At 67.7% G+C, this 24,349-nt stretch carries 23 protein-coding genes and 1 pseudogene; 13 read left to right on the top strand and 11 right to left on the bottom strand.

Features of this window, described 5'->3' with window-relative positions; all coding sequences use genetic code 11:
• Positions 1-56 precede the first annotated feature (56 nt).
• From BGO47_RS00790 to BGO47_RS00770, 5 genes are all read right to left on the bottom strand, one after another.
• Positions 57-926, bottom strand: coding sequence for an LLM class flavin-dependent oxidoreductase (locus BGO47_RS00790; RefSeq protein WP_292707382.1), 870 nt, complete (start codon positions 924-926; stop codon positions 57-59).
• A 40-nt stretch (positions 927-966) separates the two neighbouring features.
• Positions 967-1,854, bottom strand: coding sequence for a hypothetical protein (locus BGO47_RS00785; protein ID WP_292707379.1), 888 nt, complete (start codon positions 1,852-1,854; stop codon positions 967-969).
• Positions 1,851-2,984 carry an o-succinylbenzoate synthase gene (menC, locus tag BGO47_RS00780; RefSeq protein WP_292707376.1) on the bottom strand — a complete coding sequence of 378 codons (1,134 nt, stop codon included), beginning with the start codon at positions 2,982-2,984 and terminating at the stop codon, positions 1,851-1,853. Before menC ends, BGO47_RS00785 begins: the two co-directional genes overlap by 4 nt.
• Before the next feature lie 207 nt (positions 2,985-3,191).
• Positions 3,192-3,902 (bottom strand): GNAT family N-acetyltransferase, encoded by a 711-nt coding sequence (locus tag BGO47_RS00775; RefSeq protein WP_292707374.1) that lies wholly within the window; start codon positions 3,900-3,902, stop codon positions 3,192-3,194.
• Complete coding sequence (locus BGO47_RS00770) at positions 3,899-4,732, bottom strand: alpha/beta hydrolase (RefSeq protein ID WP_292707371.1); 834 nt, start codon at positions 4,730-4,732, stop codon at positions 3,899-3,901. Before BGO47_RS00770 ends, BGO47_RS00775 begins: the two co-directional genes overlap by 4 nt.
• 53 nt (positions 4,733-4,785) lie before the next feature.
• Between BGO47_RS00770 and BGO47_RS00765 the strand changes: the two genes are divergently transcribed.
• The 4 genes from BGO47_RS00765 to BGO47_RS00750 all read left to right on the top strand — a co-directional run bounded on the left by BGO47_RS00765 (position 4,786) and on the right by BGO47_RS00750 (position 10,203).
• Complete coding sequence (locus tag BGO47_RS00765; RefSeq protein WP_292707368.1) at positions 4,786-6,093, top strand: peptide synthetase; 1,308 nt, start codon at positions 4,786-4,788, stop codon at positions 6,091-6,093.
• A 174-nt stretch (positions 6,094-6,267) separates the two neighbouring features.
• A complete protein-coding gene (locus BGO47_RS00760; protein ID WP_292707365.1) occupies positions 6,268-7,734 on the top strand; it encodes a peptide MFS transporter in 1,467 nt (488 codons plus the stop codon).
• 127 nt (positions 7,735-7,861) lie between these two features.
• A complete protein-coding gene (gene purU, locus BGO47_RS00755; protein ID WP_292707361.1) occupies positions 7,862-8,740 on the top strand; it encodes a formyltetrahydrofolate deformylase in 879 nt (292 codons plus the stop codon).
• Between the two features lie 86 nt (positions 8,741-8,826).
• Positions 8,827-10,203, top strand: coding sequence for an NADP-dependent succinic semialdehyde dehydrogenase (locus tag BGO47_RS00750; RefSeq protein ID WP_292707358.1), 1,377 nt, complete (start codon positions 8,827-8,829; stop codon positions 10,201-10,203).
• Between the two features lie 9 nt (positions 10,204-10,212).
• Here the strand turns inward: BGO47_RS00750 and BGO47_RS00745 are convergent, their stop codons facing one another.
• Positions 10,213-11,127 (bottom strand): NADP-dependent oxidoreductase, encoded by a 915-nt coding sequence (locus BGO47_RS00745; protein WP_292707355.1) that lies wholly within the window; start codon positions 11,125-11,127, stop codon positions 10,213-10,215.
• 110 nt (positions 11,128-11,237) lie between these two features.
• Between BGO47_RS00745 and BGO47_RS00740 the strand changes: the two genes are divergently transcribed.
• Positions 11,238-11,990 (top strand): IclR family transcriptional regulator, encoded by a 753-nt coding sequence (locus tag BGO47_RS00740; protein WP_292707352.1) that lies wholly within the window; start codon positions 11,238-11,240, stop codon positions 11,988-11,990.
• 92 nt (positions 11,991-12,082) lie between these two features.
• A complete protein-coding gene (locus BGO47_RS00735) occupies positions 12,083-13,258 on the top strand; it encodes a 4-hydroxybenzoate 3-monooxygenase (protein ID WP_292707349.1) in 1,176 nt (391 codons plus the stop codon).
• Positions 13,259-13,283: 25 nt separating this feature from the next.
• Here the strand turns inward: BGO47_RS00735 and BGO47_RS00730 are convergent, their stop codons facing one another.
• Complete coding sequence (locus BGO47_RS00730) at positions 13,284-13,784, bottom strand: MarR family transcriptional regulator (protein WP_292707347.1); 501 nt, start codon at positions 13,782-13,784, stop codon at positions 13,284-13,286.
• A gap of 79 nt (positions 13,785-13,863) precedes the next feature.
• Between BGO47_RS00730 and BGO47_RS00725 the strand changes: the two genes are divergently transcribed.
• The 5 genes from BGO47_RS00725 (at position 13,864) to menE (ending at position 19,040) form a co-directional block, all read left to right on the top strand.
• Positions 13,864-15,033, top strand: coding sequence for an acyl-CoA dehydrogenase family protein (locus tag BGO47_RS00725; protein ID WP_292707345.1), 1,170 nt, complete (start codon positions 13,864-13,866; stop codon positions 15,031-15,033).
• 112 nt (positions 15,034-15,145) lie between these two features.
• Positions 15,146-16,063, top strand: a complete 918-nt coding sequence (locus BGO47_RS00720; RefSeq protein ID WP_292707343.1) for an SDR family NAD(P)-dependent oxidoreductase — start codon at positions 15,146-15,148, stop codon at positions 16,061-16,063.
• A complete protein-coding gene (locus BGO47_RS00715; protein WP_292707340.1) occupies positions 16,060-16,956 on the top strand; it encodes an amidohydrolase family protein in 897 nt (298 codons plus the stop codon). The genes BGO47_RS00720 and BGO47_RS00715 overlap by 4 nt, the downstream gene beginning before the upstream one ends.
• 28 nt (positions 16,957-16,984) lie before the next feature.
• On the top strand, positions 16,985-17,437 hold the full coding sequence (locus BGO47_RS00710) for a MaoC family dehydratase (RefSeq protein ID WP_292707338.1): 453 nt from the start codon (positions 16,985-16,987) through the stop codon (positions 17,435-17,437).
• Between the two features lie 79 nt (positions 17,438-17,516).
• Positions 17,517-19,040, top strand: a complete 1,524-nt coding sequence (gene menE, locus BGO47_RS00705; protein ID WP_292707335.1) for an o-succinylbenzoate--CoA ligase — start codon at positions 17,517-17,519, stop codon at positions 19,038-19,040.
• A 19-nt stretch (positions 19,041-19,059) separates the two neighbouring features.
• Here the strand turns inward: menE and BGO47_RS00700 are convergent, their stop codons facing one another.
• A complete protein-coding gene (locus BGO47_RS00700; protein ID WP_292707333.1) occupies positions 19,060-19,764 on the bottom strand; it encodes a hypothetical protein in 705 nt (234 codons plus the stop codon).
• Positions 19,764-20,000, bottom strand: coding sequence for an ABC transporter substrate-binding protein (locus BGO47_RS00695; RefSeq protein ID WP_366246862.1), 237 nt, complete (start codon positions 19,998-20,000; stop codon positions 19,764-19,766). Before BGO47_RS00695 ends, BGO47_RS00700 begins: the two co-directional genes overlap by 1 nt.
• A gap of 17 nt (positions 20,001-20,017) precedes the next feature.
• Between BGO47_RS00695 and BGO47_RS00690 the strand changes: the two are divergent.
• Together BGO47_RS00690 and BGO47_RS00685 are read left to right on the top strand one after the other, a co-directional pair.
• Positions 20,018-20,542, top strand: a pseudogene (locus tag BGO47_RS00690) (SDR family NAD(P)-dependent oxidoreductase); the annotation flags it as partial.
• A gap of 88 nt (positions 20,543-20,630) precedes the next feature.
• Positions 20,631-21,842, top strand: a complete 1,212-nt coding sequence (locus tag BGO47_RS00685; protein ID WP_292707331.1) for an MFS transporter — start codon at positions 20,631-20,633, stop codon at positions 21,840-21,842.
• Between the two features lie 29 nt (positions 21,843-21,871).
• Here BGO47_RS00685 and BGO47_RS00680 read toward each other — a convergent pair whose 3' ends face one another.
• Positions 21,872-23,356: an aldehyde dehydrogenase family protein gene (locus tag BGO47_RS00680; RefSeq protein ID WP_292707330.1), complete on the bottom strand. Its 1,485-nt coding sequence runs from the start codon at positions 23,354-23,356 to the stop codon at positions 21,872-21,874.
• Between the two features lie 62 nt (positions 23,357-23,418).
• On the bottom strand, positions 23,419-24,345 hold the full coding sequence (locus tag BGO47_RS00675) for a sugar phosphate isomerase/epimerase family protein (protein WP_292707329.1): 927 nt from the start codon (positions 24,343-24,345) through the stop codon (positions 23,419-23,421).
• Between the last annotated feature and the right edge of the window lie 4 nt (positions 24,346-24,349).

Genomic DNA, 24,349 nt, shown 5'->3' with positions numbered 1-24,349 from the left:
CAGCGACTCCCACCTCTGAGTGTGGCGACCCGCTCAGCGCCCCGCAAGTGTCGTGCTCACGGGGATCCGAAGCCAGTCGCAGACCGCGCGATGCCCAGCATCCGGGCGACCTCGCCGGAGCGCTGCGAGAACCCGATGAGATCGTCGTCATCGGCCGAGGGCTGGAGCACCACGGTGGTGGCACCCGCGGCGAAGAATGCCTCGACGGTCTCGGCGACGACCGAAACATCGCCGAAGACACGCTCCCGCCCGGTTGGCTCGCCAGAGGCCGCAGAATCCTCGGTGAACCGGGTGAGAAGGTACACCGCGACGCAATGATCGCCAGCGCGCACGTCCGCCGCCGCCCGCACCCGGATGGCCGCCTCGCGCAGCCGAGTCGGACTCCAGCCCGAGGGAATGATCGTGCCATCCGCCAGGGCGCCAGAACTGTCGAGCGTCTTGGGTCCTTCTGCGGCCGCGAACACGGGAACGGCGACGGTCGGCGGCCAGTCGAGGGCCACATCGTCGAGGTGGACGTAGCGCCCGTCGATGGTGACGCGCTCCCCAGCGAGCAGGGCTCGCAGCGTCGGGAGATACTCCGCCATCAGAGTGAGAGGGGATGCGTGCCGCGCGCCGACCTGCGCCATCCAGCTCTGCACCCCGTGGCCGACGCCGCCGACGATGCGCCCCGGAAACAGTCTCGAGAGGGTGGCCAGCTCCATGGCAGTGAGCGCGACGTTTCGAAGCGGCATGGGCAGCACCCCGATGCCCACGGTGAGCTCTGTCGTTGCGGCGAGCGCGACGGCGGCCGAGGCGATACCGGACTCTCGGAAGCAGTCCTCCCACAGCCAGAGCTCGGGAACTCCCGCGTCCTCGACCGACTGGGCTACCTCCCTGAGGCGTTCTGGCGGAAAGGCGGGTTCGAACACGACACCAAGAGAGCGCATGAGCCCAACGCTAGAGCCACGCGGTGACATCGCGCGGAGTCTAGGACCCGAACCCGCAGTACTCGGCGACGGCGCCCAGAATCTCGGCGCGCATGTCGGGCGATGCCGCCAGTTCGATCTGGCCGGCCTCACCCCCGACTGTCACGTCCACCGTGAAGATCGTGCCGCGCTTGTCTTCCTGCACCGCATGGGCGTCGCAGCGGAACGGTTCGAGCACGATGGCGATCTCGCGCGGGGCGGCGTCGCCGGTAGCGAGCTGAATCTGCAGCGGCAGTGCAGCATCCGGTGCTGTGCCCGCATCACCGAAACCGAGGAGGTTGGTCGGCCGTAGCGCGTCGATCGTGGCACCGCCGGCTCCGGTCGGAAGAGCCGCGAGGGTGATGATGCCGACACCTCCGCCCGCGCCGGCCGCGAAGTGTGTGAACGAGACCGTCGCGGCGTCTGCGAGCGCCTCGGCGACGCATTCGCGCGCGTGCATTGCCGGCAGGAAATCGAGTGCGTCGGGAAGGTCTGCCCGCGCGACTCCCGCGCGATCGTCGATGCGCCACGAGAACTCCACCGTCGACGCCCCGTCGTCGGGCTCATCGCAGGCTGGACCTGGGAGCTGGATACGAATGCCGACAGTGCTGCCGGGGGCGATAACGCTGGTCCGCTGGAGCACACGGCCGGCATCCGCCTCAAAACGCGAGTCAATGACAGAAAGGGCCTCGACGCTCAGCATCGCCTCAGCCCCGTTGGTGATCTCGACCTGGGCCTGATGCAGCGCGACATCCGACCGCTGCTGCACGAGCCGCACGCTCACCCCTTCGGGAAGATCCTCGGTGGGGGATGCCGACGCACACGCGGCCAACCCCGAGACCAGTGCGGCACCCAGCATCACGGCGCCGACGAGATGCCGGTGCCCCATGCTGGCGGCCGGGCCGGTCACCGGCGGAGTACCTCGCGGGCCACAGTCATGTCCTCCAGCGCGACAGGGTCGATCTCGACGCCCAGCCCGGCTCCGGTGGGCACCCGGACATGCCCGTCCTCGAGCACAGCGGGCTCGGTGACGATGTCGCGGTCGTAGAACCGGGAGGATGCCGAGACGTCGCCAGGCAGCGTGAATCCAGGGAGGGCGGCAAGTGCGGCGTTGGCGGCGCGACCGATCCCCGTCTCGAGCATCCCGCCGCACCAGACCGGAATCCCGGCCGCTCGGCACAGGTCGTGGATGCGGACGGCCTCGAGGTAGCCGCCCACGCGCCCCGCCTTGATGTTGATGACGGATGCCGAGCCGAGGGTGAGCGCGTCGGCAGCGGCCTTCGACGACACGATCGATTCGTCCAGACACACGGGGGTTCGCAGGCGCTGGGCGAGGCTCGCATGATCGACGAGGTCGTCCTCCTGCAGGGGCTGCTCTATCAGCAGCAGACCGAACCTGTCGAGTTCGGCGAGGGTGTCGGCGTCGGCGAGGGTGTAGGCGGAGTTCGCGTCGACCTGCAGCGGGATATCACCGAAGGCATCCCGAACCGCCGCTGTGTCGGCGATGTCACGACCCGGCTTGATCTTGATCTTGATACGCACGTAGCCCTCGTCGAGGTATCCGCGGACGGCATCGACCAGAGCGGAAGGATCTCGCTGGATGCCGACGCTCACGCCCGAGGGCACCCGATCGCGTACGGCTCCCAAGTGCGCTCCGAGGGGGATGCCTGCCGACCGAAGTGACGCGTCGAGGATCGCGAGCTTGAGCCCCGCTTTGGACATCCGATGCCCGACGAAGGGCTCCAAGACGGAGGCGACCTCTTCGGGGGCGAGAGTGTGCCGATCCAACAGCGCGGGAATCAGGAAGCGCAGCGCGACGTCCCACGCCCCTTGCGTGTACTCACTCGAGTACAGCGGCGACTCCTGCGTGACGATCTCACCCCAGCCGTCTGCGTCCGAGGTGAGCGCACGCACGACGATGACCTCGCGTACCGCCTCGGTGCCGAAGGATGTCGTGAACGGCGACACGAGCGGCAGGTGCAGCACACGCAGCTCGATCCCCTCGAGCGCGACCTTCGGGGCGGGCTGTGCGATGGGCATGCGGCCAGGCTATCCCTGGACCCGCTGCGCCTGCTCAGTCGCGCCCCTGTGCGGCTCATCCCTGGGGCGACCCGCTACAAGGCGCGACCGAAATTCAGGGCATCACGCTCAGTCGCGCCGTCGTGCGGGCACCCCTGTCCGCGACCCGCAACAAGGCGCGACCGAGCCGACGCGGCGGCGCGGCGGCGGCGGCGGCGGCGGCGGACCTTAGGCGTCGACGATGAGGTACCCACGGCGCTCGTCGAAGCCGCCGATGCGTCGTCCCGCGGCGAGGTGCGTCATCAGTGCGTCGCGCACGCGTCGCCGCTCGACGGCTGCAGCGTCGGGTTCGCGCCGCCGCAGCGACTCGATGTCGCGGGGAATGGCCACGGATGCCCGAACCTCGGCATCCGGCGGCGTAGGAACCGGCGGCGCCGCCAGAGCCCACGACACCATCAGCCGATCCGACTCGTCGCCGCGGTTCACCCCGTCATCCATTGCGCCGTAGTGGTCCACGAGGTACTCCGTCACACGGGCGCCCAGGACGGCGAGATTGAAATGGGCGTTGCGCGACACAAGCGGATCGAAGGTCCAGGTGACATGCCCGATGCCGCGACGCAACCCCCACTCCCGCTGGTGCTGCTTGAGCATCCGACCGAACCCCTGCCCCTGCGCACTCGGCAGCACGCCGGTGATGTGCGAGTGCATCGACCGGGCATCGGGTTCGGCGAAGAAGGCCACGGATGCCCCCACCATGTGCTCGCCCTCGAAGAGCCCCACAGCGTAGTTGCCCGAGTGAGCGAGGGCACGCAACAGGTTCGGCGGCATTCCCGTGCGATCCCCTCCCCACACCTGCGAAAGCACGGCCGACGCCTCGAACACCTGGGCGACCGTGTCGAGCTCGCGGATGCTGAGCTGGGGCGATGCGGCGTCGCTCACGAGGCCCTCGATGTGGGCACAACGGGGATCGAGCCGGTCGGGGTGAGTTCGACACCCGCCGTGATGACGTGTTCTGCGAACAGTCCCGGCCAGGCCATGACCCCGTAGGGCGTGCGGGCCACGATGAGGCGGCTGTTCGGCATGAGCTCGTTGAGGCGGCTCGCCGTGCGAAGCGGATGGGTCGGGTCTCCGGTCCACGCCAGGATCAGCGTCGGCACGTCGATGCGGGTGAGCTCGTCTTTCGGCGGCAGGTCAGCTGTCGCGGCTCCCCGGAGCACCGTCGGCAGGAGCGACTCATCGACTGCGGGGAGCGACTCGGGGGCATCCGCGAGGGCCGGCGGAACGGGCGTGGTGGAGCCGAGCTTCACGAAGGCCTCGACACCATGCCGCTCGATGAGATCAGCGTTCGTGCGGTACACCTCGGCCTGAGCCCGGCGTGTGCCCCACGCGGTGGGAGGAACCATGAGGGTCAAGCTGGCGAAGCGCACCGGATCCTTGAGCGCGGCATGAAGCATCGTGCCCGTTCCCATCGACGGGCCCACACCGTGGACCGCTTCACCGGGAGCGACGGCATCGAGCACAGCCAGAAGGTCGTCGGCGAGGTTGTCCCACCGGTAGTCGATGGGGTCATCGGTACCCGTCGAGCCGCCGTGACCGCGCGCGTCGAGCCGAAGGATGCGGTGACCCCGAAGCGCCCGGCCGAGGTCGAGTCCGAGGTGGCTGTCGCGACTGCGGCTGGACATCAGCCCGTGCAGCTGGACGACCAGCGGACCGTCATCACCGGTCACATCGAAGTCGAGTGTGGCGCCTCGAATCCGCAGCGTGCTCACGTGCCCTCCCGGGCGTCCTCTGTGCGAAACGGTTGCCGCCTAGACTACGCGCGATGCGCTTGACGAACGTCGCCCGAATGACGCTGCCCCCAGGCCGAGTCCGCAGCCTCGTATTTCCCGCCGAGGCCCTGCCGGACGCGGAGCCGTTGACCCTGTCGTTCGACCAGGGTCGGCACGTTGGCGAGGGTGATCGACCCGGATCGTGGATGGCAATCTCGTTTCGCCTGCGCACACCGGCGGCGCCCGACGAGATCGCTGACGCGTGGGCCGCTGTCGTCGACCGGCACGGCACCCTGAGCACCGTGTTCGACCGCGACGAGGACGGAGCTGTGCAGGTGCGACCGGCGCGACTGGGCGTCGGGCGATGGGTGACGCATCCGGCGCCTCCCGAGCGGCTGACGCGCGAGGTGCTGCGCGAGGTGCTCGACGACGGATGCCGCCCCTTTGCCACCCCATCCCATCGGCTGTGCCTGATCGAACCCGGCGGCGGGGCCGACCCGACGATCGTGATCGCCTCCGACCACGCTCACGTCGACATGTGGTCTCTGCTCGTGCTCGCCCGGGACCTCGCCGAGGTCGTCGACGACGAGCGGGAGGACCGCGCACCGGGTGCGACGCTGCCGGCAGCGCGAGCATTCGCCGACCACTCCGCGGAGCTTGCAGCTCGACCGCCGGCACCGGGAGGCATCACGACGCGCTGGGCCGAGATCCTCGACGCCGAGGGCGGTCAGATGCCGCTGTTCCCCCTGACCCTGGGCGATGTCGCCGCTGCGCGATCCGAGATCGTCGATGTGCGCGACGTGTTCGACGGCGCCGAGTTCGAGGCCTTCTGTGAACGCGCTGCAGCCGCGGGGGTCAGAGCGATCGCCATCGCGGTGTCCGTCATGACACGCGTGAGCCTGGCGATGGGCGACCAACCGCTGCGAGCTGTGTTCCCGGTCCATAGCCGGCACGACCCGCAGTGGCACGATTCGGTCGGCTGGTTCATCACGAACGCGGTGATCGAGTCATCCGATCCTTCGCCGCAGGCGTGCGCCCACGCCGTGAAGGAAGCGATCGGCCTCGGCTCGCATCCACTCGGCCCGATTCTCGGTCCGTACGGCGGCATGCCGGCAACCCCCGGGATGTTCGCGGTCTCGTGGCTCGACACCGGGCGGCTCCCGATCGCGCCGGGCAGGCTCCGCGACATCCAGTACGTCTCTGCGGTCGTCCGCACCGACGGCGTCATGATCTGGTTCATCGCAAACGAGGACGGCCTGCACCTGCGGTGCCGCTACCCCGACACGCCCGAGGCGCGGCGCAACGTCGGGGCGTGGCTGGATGCCGTCCACTCCGGGCTGCGCGAGACGATCGGCGCGTGATCGGTTCGGTCGCGCCGTCATGAGGGCGACGGTTGCGCGCACCCGCAGCACGACGCGACCGAAACGAAGAGCTCTCAGTTCAGTCGCGCCGTTTTGCGGGCGAAGGCTGCGCGCACCCGCAGCACGACGCGACCGAACTGACCTGTACCGGGAGCAGGCGCTAGCCTGAGGCCCATGACGGCACCGACGCCCGAGGCCACGACGCCCACCGACACCCGCTTCTTCGGCCAGCCCCGGGCCCTCGCCACGATCTTCGGTGTCGAGATGTGGGAGCGCTTCAGCTTCTACGGCATGCAGGGCATCCTGCTGATCTACCTCTACTACTCGGCCGCGCAGGGTGGACTCGGGATCGACGAGGGGATCGCGACCGGGATCGTCGGCGCGTACGGCGGCGCCGTCTATCTCTCGACGATCCTCGGCGCGTGGATCGCCGACCGGATACTCGGCTCGGAGCGCGTGCTGTTCTACAGCGCCGTGGTCATCATGCTTGGCCACATCGCCCTTGCGCTGCTGCCGGGACTGCTCGGCGTGGGCGTCGGACTGGTGCTGGTCGCCGTCGGATCGGGAGGCCTCAAGGCCAACGCGACCTCCGTCGTGGGCACGCTCTACACGGAGGACGACCCGCGCCGGGATGCCGGCTTCTCGCTCTTCTACCTCGGCATCAACCTCGGCGCCTTCCTCGGCCCGCTCCTGACGGGCCTGCTCCAGTCCACTGCCGGTTTCCACTGGGGCTTCGGCCTCGCGGCTGTGGGGATGGCGATCGGTCTCGTCCAGTACACCCTCGGTCGCAAACGGATCCCGGCAGAGGCATCCGTCGTGCACAACCCGCTGCCCCGCAATCGCTACGCCCTCATGATCGGCGTTGCTGTGGGCGCAGTCATCGTCGTCGCGATCCTGATGTTCGCGCGGGTCATCCGAGCAGACAACCTTGCCGATATCGTCATCCTCGTCTCCCTCGCGGCGACGATCGCGTACTTCGTCGTGATCCTGAGCTCGCGCAAGGTGACAGCGCTCGAACGTTCACGGGTGGTCGCCTTCATCCCGTTGTTCATCGTGAGCGTCGGGTTCTGGTCGCTCTACCAGCAGCAGTTCACGGTCATGACGGTCTATTCCGACAAGCGCCTGAACCGCGACCTGTTCGGGTGGGAGATGCCGGTGCCGTGGGTGCAGTCGATCAACCCGATCTTCATCATCATCCTCTCGGGGGTTTTCGCAGCTCTGTGGACCAAGCTCGGCACCCGCCAACCGTCGACGCCCGTGAAGTTCGGGCTCGCGGCCATCATCATGGGCGCCGCGTTCCTGCTGTTCCTGCCCTGGGCGGGAGGCGGCGAGAACACGACGCCGCTCCTCGCGATCGTCGGCATCCTGTTCGTGTTCACCGTCGCCGAGCTCCTGCTCTCGCCGATCGGGTTGTCGATCACGACCAAACTCGCTCCCAGTGCCTTCCGCACGCAGATGGTGGCCCTCTTCTTCCTGTCGGTCGCGCTGGGGACCGCGATCGCGGGCTGGCTCGCGCAGTTCTACGACCCACGCAACGAGGTGCCGTACTTCTCGAGCCTCGGGATCGCCGCGATCGTCTTGGGCGTCGCGCTGCTGCTGGCCGTGAAGCCCGTCCTGAAGCTGATGAAGGGCGTGCGCTGAGTCCAGCACGATCGGCGGCTGCTGAGCAGTTCGGTCGCGCCGTGCTGTGGGTGTGGCAGCCCGCACCCACAGCACGGCGCGACCGAACGACGTGGGGGGGGGGGGACCAACACGGCAGAATCGATCCATGCCCGCAGCCCAGCTTCCCCTCGATCACGCGTGCCTCATCGTCCACGGCACGGACTCCCCCGGCATCGTTGCGGCGGTCTCGGCTCTGATCACGCGGCAGGGCGCGAACATCGTGCAGTTCGATCAGTACTCCGACAACCCTGCCGGCGGCGCCTACTTCCAGCGCGTCGTCTTCCACCGGCCCGGCCTGCGCGAGGCACTGCCCGCGATCGAAGCGGACCTCGACGAGACTCTCGGCGCCGGGTTCGATCTTCGCTGGTCGATCACCGATCAGTCGGTCCCGAAGCGGATGGCGATCCTCGCCTCGAAGCAGGACCACTGCCTGCTCGACCTGCTGTGGCGGCACCGCCGGGGTGAGCTGCCGGTGGAGATCCCCGTTGTCATCTCGAACCACACGGATGCCGCGGCTGATGTCGAGGGGTTCGGCATCCCGTTCCTGCACGTGCCCTCGGTCGCCGGACCCGACAAGAGCGCCAGCGAAGCGCGCATCCTCGAGGTGCTGGCGGACGCGGATGCCGACTTCGTCGTCCTGGCGCGCTACATGCAGATCCTCAGCGGCGAGTTCCTCGAGCGCGTGGGCGTCCCCGTGATCAACATCCACCACTCGTTCCTCCCAGCCTTCATCGGTGCACAGCCGTACCGCCAGGCCAAAGCCCGGGGAGTGAAGCTCATCGGGGCGACGTCGCACTACGTGACGACCGACCTCGACGAGGGACCGATCATCGAGCAAGACATCGTGCGGGTCACGCACGCGCAAACCGCCGCCGACCTGGAGCGACGCGGCGCAGACGTCGAACGCGCCGTGCTCTCGCGCGCCGTGCTCTGGCACGCGCAGGATCGCGTCATCCGTCACGGAAACCACACCATCGTCTTCTGACCGTTCGGCCCCACGGGGCACATTGTCGCGACACCGAAGCGCCGGATAGGCTCGCGGAGTCCCCTATCTCGAGGAAGAGGCAGCTCATGGCCATTGCAGTGACAAATCCTGCGACCGGCGAAGTCATCGAAACCTTCGAGCCTCACGATGAGGCCGAGGTCGAGCGCCGCATTGCTGCCGCACAGTCGGCGTTCGTCGCCCTGCGCGACACGACGTTCGCTGAGCGCGCAGGATGGATGCGCCGCGCCGCCGAACTGCTGGAGGCTGATGCCGACGAGATGGCGCGCACCATCACGATCGAGATGGGGCGTCCCCTCGCCCAGTCTCGCGCAGAGGTACTCAAGTGCGCTCGGGGATGCCGGTTCTACGCCGACAACGCCGAGGACTTCCTCGCAGCCGAGACGCTCGCTGACCCGTCCTCGGTGAAGGCGTCCGCGGCCGGAACCCGCTGGGCGCCGCTGGGCATCGTGCTCGCCGTCATGCCGTGGAACTATCCGCTGTGGCAGGTCATGCGCTTTGCCGCCCCGGCACTCATGGCCGGCAATACGGGGCTACTCAAGCACGCTTCGAACGTTCCCCGCTCGGCGCTCTACCTCGACACCCTGTTCGAGCGCGCCGGGTTCCCCGTCGGCTCGTTCCACACGCTGCTCATCCCGGCATCCGGAGTAGAGCGGGTCCTGCGCGACTCCCGGGTGGTCGCGGCCACCCTCACCGGATCAGAACCTGCGGGCCGCTCTCTGGCGTCGATCGCGGGCAGCGAGGTCAAGCACGTCGTGCTCGAGCTCGGCGGCTCGGATCCGTTCGTCGTGATGCCGACAGCGGATCTCGAGGCCGCGGCATCGGTCGCGGTGACCGCGCGCAACCAGAACAACGGACAGTCCTGCATCGCTGCCAAGCGGTTCATCGTCCACACCGACGTCTACGACGATTTCGTGGCACGGTTCGTGGAGAAGACCGCAGCGCTGCGCGTTGGCGACCCCCTCGACGAGGGCACCGACGTGGGCCCCGTTGCGACCGAGAGCGGCCGGGACGAACTCGCTGAGCTCGTCGATGATGCCCTCTCGCACGGCGCCGAGGCGTTGACCGGCGGCTCGGTCCCCGACCGACCGGGCTGGTTCTACCCGCCGACGGTCCTCGCCGGTGTCACGCGGGATATGCGCCTGTTCCAGGAGGAGGCCTTCGGCCCGGTGGCCACGGTGTTTCGCGTCGACTCCCGTGAGGAGGCCGTCGAAATCGCCAACGCGACGACGTTCGGGCTGTCCTCCTCGCTGTGGAGCACCGACGACGACGAGATCGAGTGGTTCATCGACCGCCTCGAAGCCGGCGCCGTGTTCGTCAACGGCATGACCGTCTCGCACCCGGAATTGCCGTTCGGGGGCATCAAGAACTCTGGCGTCGGGCGAGAGCTTGCCGCTGCCGGCATCCGTGAGTTCATGAACCTGAAGACGGTCTGGCGCGCCTGAGGTTCGTCGTCAGGGAAGGATGACGATCTTGCCCGGTTCGTGCGAGGACTCGAGCGCCTGGAACGCTGCCACCACCTCATCGAGCGGGTAGGTCGCCACGACGGGGAAGACGATTCTGCCGGCGGCAATGTCTTCGCCGAGGGCCCTCAGGTTCTCGGGCGTGCGGGCTGCACGCTCGACGTTGTGCACTCCCAGCTCATCGAGGGCCGCGTAGGCGGCGATCGCGACCATGCGGTCGACCGAGACGCCAAGTTCGATTCCCGCATCCAGTGCGTCGCGGCCGTGGCAGTCCATGACCGCGGTGATCTCGCCGAGATGGCGCACTCGCTCGGCGAGCCCCTCGCCGTACTCAACCGGCTCGATCCCGAGCGACCGCAAGAAGTCGTGGTTGGCCACGGATGCCGAACCGATCACCCGCGCGCCGCGGGCGATCGCAAGCTGCGACGCCACGAGACCGACAGCGCCGCTCGCGCCGCCCACCAGCACGACATCGTCCTCGCCGACCGGCACCGTAGCCAGACACGAAACCGCCGTGAGACCGGCAACATGCAGGCCACCCGCCACCTCGACCGCGAGCCCCTCCGGCCGCCGTGCGATCTCTGCGGCATTCGCGATCACCTGCTCGGCGATCGCACCCGCAGCGCGACCCATGACGGCATCCCCGACAGCAACCGGCGTGCCATCCGGGTAGGCAGCCCCCTCACCGGCTGCAAGGACTGAGCCGGCGAAGTCTCCACCGATCCGTCGCGGGAACGGGGCATCCGACGGAATGAGTCCGCCACGAGCCTTGGCATCGTAGGGGTTCAGCCCGGCAGCTTGAACGGCGACCAGCACCTTCCGTGCGCCCGGGGAGGGCTCCTCGGCCTCGGTGACGAACAGGACTTCCGGTCCCCCGACTTCGTTGTACATCGCTGCGCGGCTCATACCTCGAGCCTAGCCACGCCCGTCGCCCTGCGGACCGAGAGAGGGCTCTGCAGATCCGTAGGGATGACTCGACCGCTGCGCGACCGAACGGCGCATGCCAAGCTGTCGGCATGGCGAATTCGCCCACCGGTGACTCGATGACCGAGCGCATTGTGCGTGTTCTGGAGACGTTCACCTCCGAGCGGACGGTGCAGTCGGCATCCGAGATCGGGCGGCGGTCCGGGCTCCCGTCATCCAGCGCGCATCGCATTGTCGATGACCTGGTCTCGGCAGGTCTGCTCGATCGCGACGAGGACGCACAGGTGCGCCTCGGTATGCGCCTGTGGGAGCTGGCCCTGCGCGGATCCTCGGCGCTGCGCCTGCGCACCGCGGCCCTCCCCCACATGGAGACGGTGCAAGCCACGATCCGCGAGCACACGCAGCTCGCCGTCCGAGAAAAGGATGAGGCACTCTTCATCGAACGCCTCTCGCATCCGGATGCCGGTGCCAACATCACCCGCATCGCCGGCAGGCTTCCGCTGCACGCCTCCTCGTCGGGCCTCGTGCTGCTCGCCTATGCACCCGCAGCGGTTCGCGCGAGCGTCCTGGGCAGTCCGTTGCGCGCGGTCTCACGCGAAACCATCACCGATCCGCGGACGCTGGAGCGCGCCATAGCGGCGATCCGGCGTGACGGCGTCGCTATCGCTCCCGGCTCGATCCAGTCCGTCTCCACGGGTGTGGCAGTGCCGCTTCGCCACGAGGGCGAGGTCGTCGCCGCGTTATCTGTCGTGCTTCCCCGCGATGCTGATCCGACACCGTCGGTTGCCGCGCTGCGCAGCGCCGTCGCGGGGATCGAGAGCGATCTTCGACGGCAGCGTCTCTGATACCCGCACTCCCGTTCAATGGGAATCTTTGGGCCACTCCTGACGGCTTGAGGCAGACTCGGCGAAGACCCGCATCCGTCGAAGGAGACGCCATGTCAACCATCCGCACTCAGGTAGCCATCGTCGGCGCCGGCCCCGCCGGCCTGCTGCTCTCACACCTCCTCGCCGCCCGAGGCATCGAATCGATCGTGCTCGACCAGCGCTCGCGCGAAGAGATCGAGAAGACGATCCGCGCCGGCATCCTCGAGTACCCCACCGTGCAGCTGCTCGACGAGACCGGCGCTTCACCGCGCGTGAAGACGGTGGGTCAGCGCCACGACGGCATCGAGCTGCGCTTCCAGGGCGAGGGCCACCGCATCGACTTCCCGGCACTCACGGGCCGCAGCGTCTGGCTCTTCCCGCAGCACGAGGCCCTCATCGACATGATCGCTGTGCGCCTGGCAGCGGGGCAGGACCTGCGGTTCGGTGTCACCGTCGACCGCGTCGAGGACATTGAGACCGATCGGCCCCGTGTGTTTGCGACGAACCCTGACGGCTCGCCGCTCGAAATCGAGGCCGACTTCATCGTCGGCGGCGATGGCTCCCGTAGCCTGGTGCGCGCCGCCGTCACGGGATCGTCGACAGGTGGGTACTTCCGCGAGTACCCCTTCGCCTGGTTCGGCATCCTGTGCGAAGCGCCGCCGAGCTCCGAGGAGCTGATCTACAGCAACTCCCCCAACGGCTTCGCGCTCATCAGCCAGCGCAGCGCCACCGTGCAGCGCATGTACTTCCAGTGCGATCCCGAAACCGACCCCACCGTCATGAGCGAGGCCGAGATCTGGGAGACCCTGCAATCGTGCGTTCCCGGCACGACGCTGCAAGAGGGACCGATCTTCCAGCGCGACGTGCTGAGGTTCCGCAGCTTCGTTTCGTATGAGTTGCGACGCGGACGCGCCGCCCTCGTCGGGGATGCCGCCCACACCGTTCCCCCGACGGGCGCCAAGGGTATGAACCTCGCCGTGGCCGACGTCGTGTTGCTCGACCGCGCGCTCGGCGCGCTGCTGAACGAGGGCGACGAGCGACTGCTGGACTCCTACGCCGAGACGGCCCTGCAGCGCATCTGGAAAGCGCAGCACTTCTCGTGGTGGATGACGAGCATGCTGCACCTGACCCCCGAGGCATCCGACTTCGATCGCCGTCGCCAGATCGGCGAGCTGCGTTCGGTCGTCGAGTCCGAAGCGGGCCAGACCTACCTCGCGGAGGCCTACACGGGCTGGGCGTTCGCGTAAAAGGAGTGAGGCGGCGGCCAGAGGTTCAGCACACCTCTGTACCCGGAATTGCGCCTGCCATCACCCTCAACGCGTGTGCGAGCGCGTCACGCTCGGGCGCCGGTAGCGCAGCGAACATCTCGTCCTCCGCCTGCCTCGCAAGTTCACGCGCCTGGACGAGCAGCTCGCGCCCGGCAGACGTCGCCACCACCACGTTGGCTCGACGGTCGTTCGGATCGGGTTCCCTCTCGACGAGCCCCCGCGCCTGAAGCTCATCGATCAGCGCAACAATCTGGCTCGGGTCCAGGCGAAGGAACTCGGACAACTCCCGCTGAGAGGGACGAGCATCGTTGGCCGCGATCGAGAGCACCGAATAGCCGCGAACGCGAAGTTCTACCGCCTGCAACGCGCTATTGACCCGTGAAACCGAGACCGCGTTGGCACGCGCGAGAAGAAAGGCAAGGTCATCGCCGACCGTAGTTCGCCACAACCGCTCAGACCGAACGGAGTTCTCGACCGGCCGCTGCTGGTCGTTTGCTGTGGACACGCCGCCATTCTAACCATTTGCTGCGGAACACAATCGTTGAACTTGACAATTATTGGTGAAGCCCGACACAATCCTCATCATGAGCAGCGTCGCAGTGCCCCGCACAATCTTCGACGAATCCCACGACGACTTCCGGGACACCGTGCGTCGCTTCGTGCAGCGCGAGGTATCTCCGCACCTGGATGCCTGGACCGAAGCCGGGCGCGTCGATCGAAGCCTCTTCGCGAAGGCTGGCGAGACCGGACTGCTCGGCATCTCGGCACCCGCTCGCACCGGAGGCGGAGACGTCGACGACTTCCGCTATAACGCGATCATGATCGAGGAGCTCGCCTCCGCCGGCGCGACAGCGGTCTCGATGTCGCTGTGCGGCATCAACGACCTCATCGCTCCCTACCTGATCGCATTCGGCTCGGAGCAGCAACAAGACCGCTGGCTAACCCCGCTGGTCGCGGGCGAGCAGATCGGTGCCATCGCGATGACCGAGCCGGGAACGGGGTCAGATCTCGCATCCATTTCAACGACGGCGCGAGCCGACGGCGACGATTTCATCCTCACCGGTTCCAAGACCTTCATCTCCAACGGGCTCCTGGCAGATTTCGTGATCGTGGTTGCACGCACGGATCCCGATGCCGGTCGCGCCGGATTCAGCCTTCTGGTCGTGGAGGAGGGCATGCCCGGCTTCACCCGCAGCGGCCCTCTGAAGAAGATCGGCCTCGGCGCACAAGACACCGCCGAGCTCTCGTTCGCTGAGGTGCGAGTGCCCGCTGAGAACGTGCTCGGAAAGCCCGGCGACGGGTGGATGCAGCTGCGCCACAATCTGCCGATCGAGCGCTTGCACATCGCAGTGACGTCGATGGCACGGATGCGCGCGACCTTCGAGCAGGCCCTTGAGTACGCGACGCAGCGGACGGCGTTCGGTCAGCGGATCGCGGACTTCCAGGCCAACCGCTTCTACCTGGCAGAGCTTGCGACGCAGATCGAAGTCGCGCAGGTGTTCGTCGACCGCTGCATCCTTGACGCGGCCCACGGCCAGCTCGATGAAGTGACTGCTGCGATGGCCAAGTGGTGGGTGACTGAACTTCACCAGGAGGTCATCTCCCGCGCTCTTCAGCTCCACGGGGGGTACGGCTACACCCGCGAGTACCCCGTCGCCCGCGACTACCTGGACTCCCGCGTCGCGACGATCTACGGCGGGACCACCGAGATCATGAAAGAGATCATCGGTCGCCGCCTCACGCGCGAGCGCTGAACCTCGCCAGCCTCACGCTGGCAAACATCAATCGTTGACTATTGCAATGAAATCGGATTGACTAGGCGCAGTCGGCCACGGCCGGAGTGCCTCGAGAAGCAAAGGGAGCGCCATGTCGCTGCAGGGCAAAGTCGCCATCGTCACCGGGTCGGGCAGGGGCCTCGGCCTTGCCTACGCTCAGGAGCTCGCCCGGCAGGGAGCGGCTGTCGTGATCAACGACGTCGATGAGCAGACTGCTGCTGACGCTGTCGCCACGATCGAGGCCGAGGGCGGCCGGGCTACGGCTGTCGTTGCTCCCGTCGGACCCACCGAGACCGCGCAGAAGCTGCTCGCCGCCGCGCTGGATAGCTTCGGCGGTGTCGACATCCTCGTCACCAATGCCGGCGTGCTGCGCGACAAGACCCTGTGGAAGATGACCGACGAGGACTTCGACACCGTCATCGGCGTCCACCTGCGCGGCACCTTCACGTGCGTGCGCGAAGTGGCCACGCACCTGCGTGAGGCCGGCAAGCCCGGCCGCATCATCTGCATCGGTTCCCCCACCGGCCAGCGCGGCAACTTCGGGCAGACCAACTACGCCGCCGCCAAGGCCGGAATCGTCGGCATGGTGCGCACGTGGGCACTCGAGCTGAAGAAGGCCGGGATCACCGCCAACGCCGTGATCCCCGTGGCCGCCACTGCCATGACGGCCACGGTGCCCTACTTCGCCGCGGCAGTCGAGGCTTCCGAGCGCGGTGAGACCATGCCCGCGTTCTTCCGGCACGACCTCGGCTTCGGAACTTCCGAGGATGTTGCGGGAGTGATCGCCTACCTCGCCTCCGACGACGCCGCCCACATCACCGGACAGGCAATCGGCGTGGGCGGAGACCGAATCCAACTGTGGTCCCACCCCGAGCCGGTCGTGACGGCCTACCACGAGGGCGGGTGGAGCACCGAGGCCCTGCAGGCTGAGGCGCACGAACTGTTCGACGGGCAGCTGCAGTCCGTGGGTGAGACCTTCCCGCCGCTCCCGGAGGAGTTGCAGCGGTGACCACCCGCTACGAGCCGGCGATCGATGTCGAGGCCCTGAGGGCCATCGATGTGCATGTGCACATCGAGATCGACGCGCACGGACACTCGTCGCTTCCGGATGACCTCGCCGAGGCCGCCTCGAAGTACTTCCGTACCGACGGCCCCCGCCCCGACCTCGACTCGATCGCGCAGTACTACCGCGAGCGCCAGATGGCAGCCGTGGTGTTCACCGTCGACTCCGAGTCCCACCTCGGGCATCCACCGATCTCGAGCGTCGAGATCGCCGAAGGGGCCGCGCGCAACAACGACGTCCTCATCCCGTTCGGGTCGGTTGACCCCCGTAAGGGTGCTACCGCGGTGGATACGGCGCGGCGCCTGATCGAGGACCACGGTGTGCGCGGCTTCAAGTTCCACCCCACGGTCCAGGGCTTCGACCCAAGCGAGCCCGCATACGCGCCACTGTACGCCGCGCTTGAGGATGCCGGCGTCGTCGCCCTGTTCCACACCGGCCAGACCGGTATCGGCGCGGGGATGCCGGGGGGTCGCGGCTTCCGCCTCGGCCTGTCCAACCCGATGCTGCTCGACGGGGTCGCCGCGGACTTTCCCGGGCTCCAGATCATCATGGCCCACCCGTCAGTACCGTGGCAGGACGAGGCGCTCTCGGTGGCGACCCACAAGCACAACACGTGGATCGACCTGTCGGGCTGGAGTCCGAAGTACTTCCCCGAGCAGCTCGTGCGCGCAGCGAACTCCTACCTCAAAGACCGCATCCTCTTCGGCTCCGACTTCCCGCTGCTGACTCCAGATCGCTGGCTCAGCGATGCCGAGAAGACCGCTCTCAAGCCCGAGGTGATGCCCGGCATCCTCAAGGCCAACGCCGCCCGACTGCTGGGGCTGACGTCCCTCGCGTGACCATCTGCACCACACCCAAGGAGACATTATGACGACCACCGTCGCCTTCGCCGACCTGCCCACCCTTGTCGGGACCGACCTCGGCTACTCCGACTGGTTCGAGGTCACCCAGGAGCGCATCAACACCTTCGCTGATGCCACCGACGACCACCAGTGGATCCACGTCGACCCCGAGCGCGCGAAGGAGGGACCCTTCGGCGCCCCGATCGCGCACGGATTCCTCACACTGTCGCTGTTCATCCCGATGTGGGTGGATCTGTTGGATGTGCAGGGCGCCGGCACAAAGGTCAACTACGGCCTCGACAAGGTGCGCTTCGTCTCGCCCGTTCCGGCCGGTTCGCGCGTCCGACTCACCGCGACGATCGCCGAGGTGGTCGAGGTCGGCGGCGGCATCCAGCTCGTCGTCGATGGAACCATCGAGATCGAGGGCGGCACCAAGCCTGCGGTCGTGCTGCGCAGCCTGCAGCGCCTCTACGCCTGACCGGAGGCGGGGCCGCGCGCCTCGACTCCGCATCGACTGGTTCACCGACGAATCCGCTCCCTCGAAGAAGAGAACACCGATGCACAACCACGGACTGGGCTCATGGATGACCACCCGGCGCCAGAAGACCCCTGACAAGACCGCCCTGATCTTCGACGGCCGGAGCACGACCTACCGTGCTTTGGCTGACGACACCGACCGCATTTCCGCAGTGCTGGGGCGCCGCGGTATCGGCATCGGTGACGCTGTCGCCTTTCTCGGCGAGAACAGCCCCGAGTTCCTCTCAGTCATGTTCGCCTGTGCGCAACTCGGTGCGATCTTCGTGCCCGTCAACACCCGACTTGCGCCGCCTGAGGTGACCCACGTGCTGACGGACTCGGGGGCGCGAGCACTCATCGTCGACCCCGCCCTGCACGAGAAGGCCCTCGATGGCATCGCCGCCGCGCACATCAGCCACGTGATCCCCACTGGTGAAGGCACAGCTGATCACCCGGGACTGTCGCCGCTGCTCCGCGGCACTCCGTTCGGCCACACGGATGCCGCGGTCGGCCATAGTGACCCCGCGGCGATCATCTACACCTCGGGCACGACCGGAAAACCCAAGGGCGCGGTCCTCACGCACGGCAACCTCATCTGGACGGCAATCAACTGCGTCGTCGACTATGACGTCGTGTCGACGGATGTCGCGCTGATGATCTCACCGTTGTTCCATGTCGCAGCCCTCGGAATGGGAGCCCTGCCTATCCTCCTCAAGGGCGGCACGATGGTGCTCGAGAAGGGATTTGAGCCGGGCCGCGCCCTCGCGCTTGTCCAGGAGTACCGCGTCACGATGCTCAGCGGCGTTCCGACGACCTACCAGATGATGGCCGACCACCCCGACTGGGACACGACCGATCTGACGTCGCTGGCCAAGCTCACGTGCGGCGGCTCGGCCGTGCCCACCCGCATCCTCGATGCCTATGAGAATCGAGGGCTGTCCTTCTCTCAGGGCTACGGCATGACCGAGACCTCGCCAGGAGCTACATCGCTCTCGCCGACGATGACCCGCGCGAAGCAGGGTAGCGTCGGGCTCCCCCACTTCTTCACCGAGATCCGAATCGCCGACGAGAACGGTGCGATGGTTCCCCGCGGAACTGTCGGCGAGATCGAGGTATCGGGGCCCAACGTCTTCGCCGGCTACCTCAATCTGCCCGACGCGACGGCGAAGGCATTCACGTCAGACGGGTGGTTTCGCTCGGGCGACCTCGGCTATCTCGACCGGGACGGCTACCTCTACATCTCAGACCGACTGAAGGACATGATCATCTCGGGCGGTGAGAACATCTACCCGGCCGAAATCGAGAACCACATTTCCAGCATCGAGGGCGTGACCGGCGTCGGTGTCATCGGCATCCCTGACGAGCAATGGGGCGAGGTCCCCTGGGCTGTCATCACGGTCAAGGACGGCGTCGACCTCGACACCGAGACCGTACGCGCCCACCTCGGCGGCAAGCTCGCGCGCTACAAGCTACCCAAGAACGTCGTCATCATCGACGAGCTGCCCCGCACAGCGTCGGGGAAGATTCGCAAGGCCGACCTGCGCGCCCGCTTCGGGAACGGCTGACAGCCCACCGCGGCGCCGGTCAGCGCGCGAAGCCGCCCACGAGCTTGTGGCGACACGAGTGCAAGAGTTCGGCGAACTGCGCGCGCTGCTCCGGGACACGCCCGCGGCGATGCTGGGCACGACGCCGCGGGCAGAAGCAGCAAGAACATAGGCCATACCCCGCGTACTGCAGAATCGGCCCCGCCGTGAGCGGCAGCCTGGGCATTGCGCTGAGCGCGCTCAGCGCCTGCAGCACGACGCTGATCGCCACCGCACCCACGATGCCGCCCCAGAGCGAACCGAGGCCGCCGACCACGGCCATGATGACGTACGCGAACGAGGTCAGTGGCGGGTAGCTGTCCTGGCTGACATACGGCGTGAAGGACGCGCCGATCGCGCCTGCGGGCCCCGCCATCGCGCCCGCGACGGCGAAGACGGTGAGCTTGCGGCGCAGCACGGGCACGCCACTGGAGGCTGCAGCGCTCTCACTTCCTGCGAGGGCGCGGATGCCGCGTCCGAAGCGCGAGTGCACGAGGTTGTGGGCGACCAGGAGTTCCCGGACGAGTGCAGCGAGCGCGATGCAGGCGTAGGTGGCATCCCTGTAGGCACCGTCGGGAAGACTCGACCCGGCCCTTGCCACGGTCGTGGCCGCCATCATCCCCTCGGCGGCCGAACCTGCGGGATCGAGGAGCAGGTTCGAGGCCCGGCCGCCGGTCCCGTGGAGCTGGATACCCTTGCCCTCCATCAGCTTGATGAGGATGCCCCCCAGGTGACGAAGGCGTCAGGCTTCGCATCCGTGACCTTCGTCACCAGGGGCGTGAAGTCGGTGGCCGCGGGGTCGTGGGCCTCGCTCAGCACGATGTCGATACCCGCCTTCTGCGCCAGAGCCGTGGTCGCCTCCTGACCGAGCTGGCCGAACAGGTCGCCGCCGCTGTACGTCATCGCCAGCGTCTTCACGCCGGCGTCCACCCAGTGGTCCAGGCCCGAAGGGCAACGCCGGCGACCTGACGCTCGATGACTGGCGCTGGGTTCTCGACGTCAATCTGATGGGAGTCGTTCACGGCGTACACCACTTCCTCCCGTACCTGATCGCCAATCCGGATGGGGCGTGGATCGTGAACACCGCATCCATGTCCCGGTACTTCACACCACCGGGCTACGCACCCTATGTGGCGAGTAAGGCCGCCGTCGAAGGACTCAGCCTCACGGTGGCAGCAGAGATGGCTGCGGCGGGCAATCGCGTGGGCGTCACGGTGCTGCATCCGGGTGCGGTGCGTACCAATATCAAGGACAGCCTCCGTAATCGCCCGGCGAACAGCGCGGGTGCGCTGATCGACTTCGACATCGCGAAGAAAGTCCTCGACGATGACCTCTGGGTCGAGCCGTCGCACGCGGGAGCCGTCGTGATGAGGGCGCTACGCAATGGCGACCCGTATGCGTACACACACCCGAACATGCTGGAGGACGTCGAGCGGAACTTCGCGCTCGTGCGCGAGCAGATGACCAAGTACGCCGAATCCTGAGCGAGCGCCGCACGGGTGCGGACGGCCGCAAGCTCGCGCCCGCATGGCACCCCTCGATACCTATGCGCTGAGGTATAGTCCGAACTCTATGGGCGATGAGCGCGCAACGATGCCACACGCCCGCGTCGCCCTTGTCGTCGCGGTGTGTCTGGTCGCCATAAACATGCGGCCGACCATCACGTCGGTGGGTCCGTTGCTCGAACAGATCGGTGCTGACACCGGGCTCGGACCGAGTGCGCTGGGTCTTCTCGCATCCATCCCCCTGGCCACGTGGGCGCTGGTCTCCCCGTTCGCCTCCGGCCTGAGTCAGCGCTTCGGGATGAACCGGGTGGTGCTGTGGTCACTGGCGCTGCTGACCGTTGGCACCGTGGTGCGTTCCGCGCCGGGGCCGGTGGCAAGTCTGTGGATCGGCACTGCCGTGATCGGCGTTGCGCTCGCTGTCGCCAATGTGCTCATGCCCGCCGTCATCAAGCGCGAGTTCCCATCCCGGGTCCCCCTGATGATGGCCGTGTACACGGCGCTGCTCGGTGGCGCCGGCGCTGTCGCATCCGGCGTGGCGGTGCCGGTCGCGGAGTGGGGCGCGGGGGTGACCGGCGCTGACGGGTGGCGACTGTCGCTGGTCATCACCGGCGGCATCCTGCTCCCCGTGGCTATCGTTGCGTGGCTGGTGGCGATGCGCGGCCGCCGAGAACGAGCCGCGGGCGCGGGCGCCGCCGGGCAGTCACGCGGTATCTGGAAGGACAGCACCGCTTGGGTCGTGGCCGCGTACATGGGCTTCCAGTCGGCCACCTTCTACATCCTGGTGACATGGCTGGCAACGATCGCCGTTTCGACCGGCCGAAGCGCTGTCACGGCGGGAATCGACGTCATGGTCTACCAGATCGGCGCTCTGGCGGGCGCCATCGCGGTGCCGGTGGTTCTCCGAGGCGGCGCCGCGCGGTGGGTGCCGGCCACTCTGCCGGTGATCGGTCTGGTGGGGCTGGTCGGGCTCATCGCCGCACCCGACGCAATCCTTGCCTGGGTCCTCGTGCTCGGCCCCGCCTCGGGCGCTTCGCTCGGGGTCTCGTTGACGCTCATGGCCCAGCGCGCCCGTGACCATCACGGCGCGACGGCACTCTCGGGCATGGCCCAGTCGGTCGGCTACCTCATGGCCGCTGCAGGTCCGGTCCTGTTCGGCTCGCTCCACAGCGCGACAGAGGGATGGCTGCTGCCACTGGTGCTCGTTGTGGCGATCCTCGTGGGGCAGAGCCTGTCGGGACTGGCGGCGGGTAGAGAGCGCTACGTCCTCGAGCCGCGCTGAGCGCGGGCTCGAGGACGTAGCCGAACCGGTCAGAGCGGGTACTGGCCCGGCTCACGGCGCATCGTGATCCACCGCGTCTCGGTGAAGGCATCGATGTTGGCCTGAGCACCGCCGTGGCGCGAGCCCGTCCCCGACGCGCCAGTGCCACCGAACGGCGTGTTGGCCTCGTCGTTCACGGTCTGATCGTTGATGTGCACGATGCCCGTCGGGATCTGCTGCGCGAGGTCCCAGCCGGCCAAAGCATCCTTCGTCACGATGCCGAGGGACAGACCGTAGTCGGTCGCCGACGCGAGCGCCACGGCCTCCTCGTCGGTCGAGAACTTCACCACCGACGCGACGGGTCCGAAGACCTCTTCGCAGTAGGCTGGCGCTTCTGCGGGCGTGTTCGCGAGCACTGTCGGTCGGTAGAACAGGTCCTCGTAGGTGCCGCCCGCGCGCAGCTCGGCGCCGCTTGCGACGGCATCCATCACCAGCGCATGCACCCGGTCGCGCTGCACCTCATCGATGAGGGGCCCGAGGTGGACGGGCCCCGCCGCGGGGTCTCCGACGTGCATCGACTCGGCCTTTGCCGCCAGCTTCTCGACGTACTCGTCGAAGACTGCCTCATGCACGATGTGTCGGCCGACCGTCATGCAGATCTGGCCCTGGTGCAGGAACGAGCCCCACGTGGCGAGATTGACAGCCTGGTCGATATCGGCGTCGTGCCGGATGATGAACGCCGAGTTCCCACCGAGCTCGAGGTGGGCCCGCTTGAGGTTGCGGCCCGCCTGCTCGCCGACGATACGGCCGGCGCGGGTCGAGCCCGTGAAGGCGATCACGCGGACACGCGGGTCTTCGATCATCGCCTGGCCGACATCCGCGCCGCCCGGAACCAGCTGCAGCAGCCCCTTCGGGAGCCCAGCCTCCTCGAAGATCCGCACGAACGAGACTCCACCGGTGATGACGGTACGCGGGTCGGGCTTGAGTAGCACGGCGTTGCCGAGCGCCAGGGCGGGAGCCACGGCACGGATGCCGAGGATCAGAGGCACGTTGAACGGCGAGATCACTCCCACCACACCCACGGGCACCTGCTCGGTCATCGAGAGACGTGGCTCCTCAGACGAGAGAACCGCACCCTTGGGGGCCGAGGGCAGCGCCGAGGCTTCGTAGCATTCGGCAGCGGTGACGTGGAGCGCAAAGCCCGCGAGCGGCGGGATGGCTCCGACCTCGCGAACGTTCCAGCCACCGATCTCGTCGGCGTACTGCTCCCAGAGCATCCCGGCCTTGCGCAGCACCGCGGCACGGGCCGGGTGCGGCATCGCTGCCCACTCCTTTTGCGCCGCAGCTGCCGTGCCTGCGGCACGCGTGACATCGCCGGGACCGGCCATGCCCACGGCAGCAAGGACCTCGCCGGTAGCGGGAGCCACCGAATCGAGCTGTCCGCCTTCGCCTTCTACCCACTCGCCGTCAAGGTAGATCTTGCCGGCGAACACAGCCGGGTCGATCAGAACGTCGGTGTCTTGCGTGATCGTCATGGTTCCTCCGTGATTCCAGTAACCGTACTGATTTACGTGCCGGTACCCGGCGCGGCGTCAGATCAAGCGGGCCTGATGATGCTGCCGGTATCGCCCGCGCTGCGGGCGAGTCGCTGAGCCCGACGTCCGACGCTGCTTGCCGCCCATCCCGCACGAATGACTCGCATGGCATCTTCTGCCAGCGCCCCACCATCTGTATAGGGCTCTCGCCAGATTGCCAGCATGTCGGCGACGAATCCGGGGATGATCGAGCGCGAGAACGCCTCGACTCCCCATCGCCCCTCGTACCCGTCATCGAGCGCACCCTGGACGAGCCCCGGGATGTCAACCGCGCCCGTCGAGAGCAATCCTCGACCTGACTGGCCGAGCTCGAGGTAGGCGAGCCGAGGCATGGCGGCACGGATCGCCTGGGCGGCATCGGACTCTTCGACTGCCATGTGGAACGAGTCGAGATGGATCCGGAGGTGGTCGGATCCGCTGAGCTCCGCGTACTCCATCGCCTGCGCCGCGGTGTTCACCATCGCTGTCTCATAGCGGTTGACCACTTCGAACGTCATCGTGATGCCGTGCTCGTGGGCGTAGTCAGCAACCTTCCCCACCGACGTCGCGGAGCGTTCGCGTGCCGCCGCATCGATGGGCGCCATCGGATGCCCGAAGACGCCGTAGGGAACACCGTTGAGCTGATCTCCGCCGAGCGCCGCCGTCGCGTCGACCATTGCGTACAGCGCTGCCTCACCCGCCCGCCGCTCGTCGGCATCCGCCGAGGACACATCGGCCCCGGGCATTTGCCCTGCGATCGGAATCGACGTGAGCCCCGCGTCATCGAAAAGGCGACGGAGGGATGCGAGGTCGGTTGCTGCGGGATCGAACGGCGCGAGCACGATCCGGCGGTATCCGGCTTCCGCTACCCGCACCAGGGCCTGGGGGGTGAGCGGTGAATCGGGGCCGTCGACCAGCACATTGATGTGGCAGGCGATGTCGAGATCCATGACC

It is taken from the genome of Microbacterium sp. 67-17 (genome assembly GCF_001898325.1).
Lineage (GTDB): Bacteria > Actinomycetota > Actinomycetes > Actinomycetales > Microbacteriaceae > Microbacterium > Microbacterium schleiferi.
The sequence above is the reverse complement of the archived record's forward strand: the minus strand, read 5'-3'. Positions and strand labels throughout refer to the sequence as shown.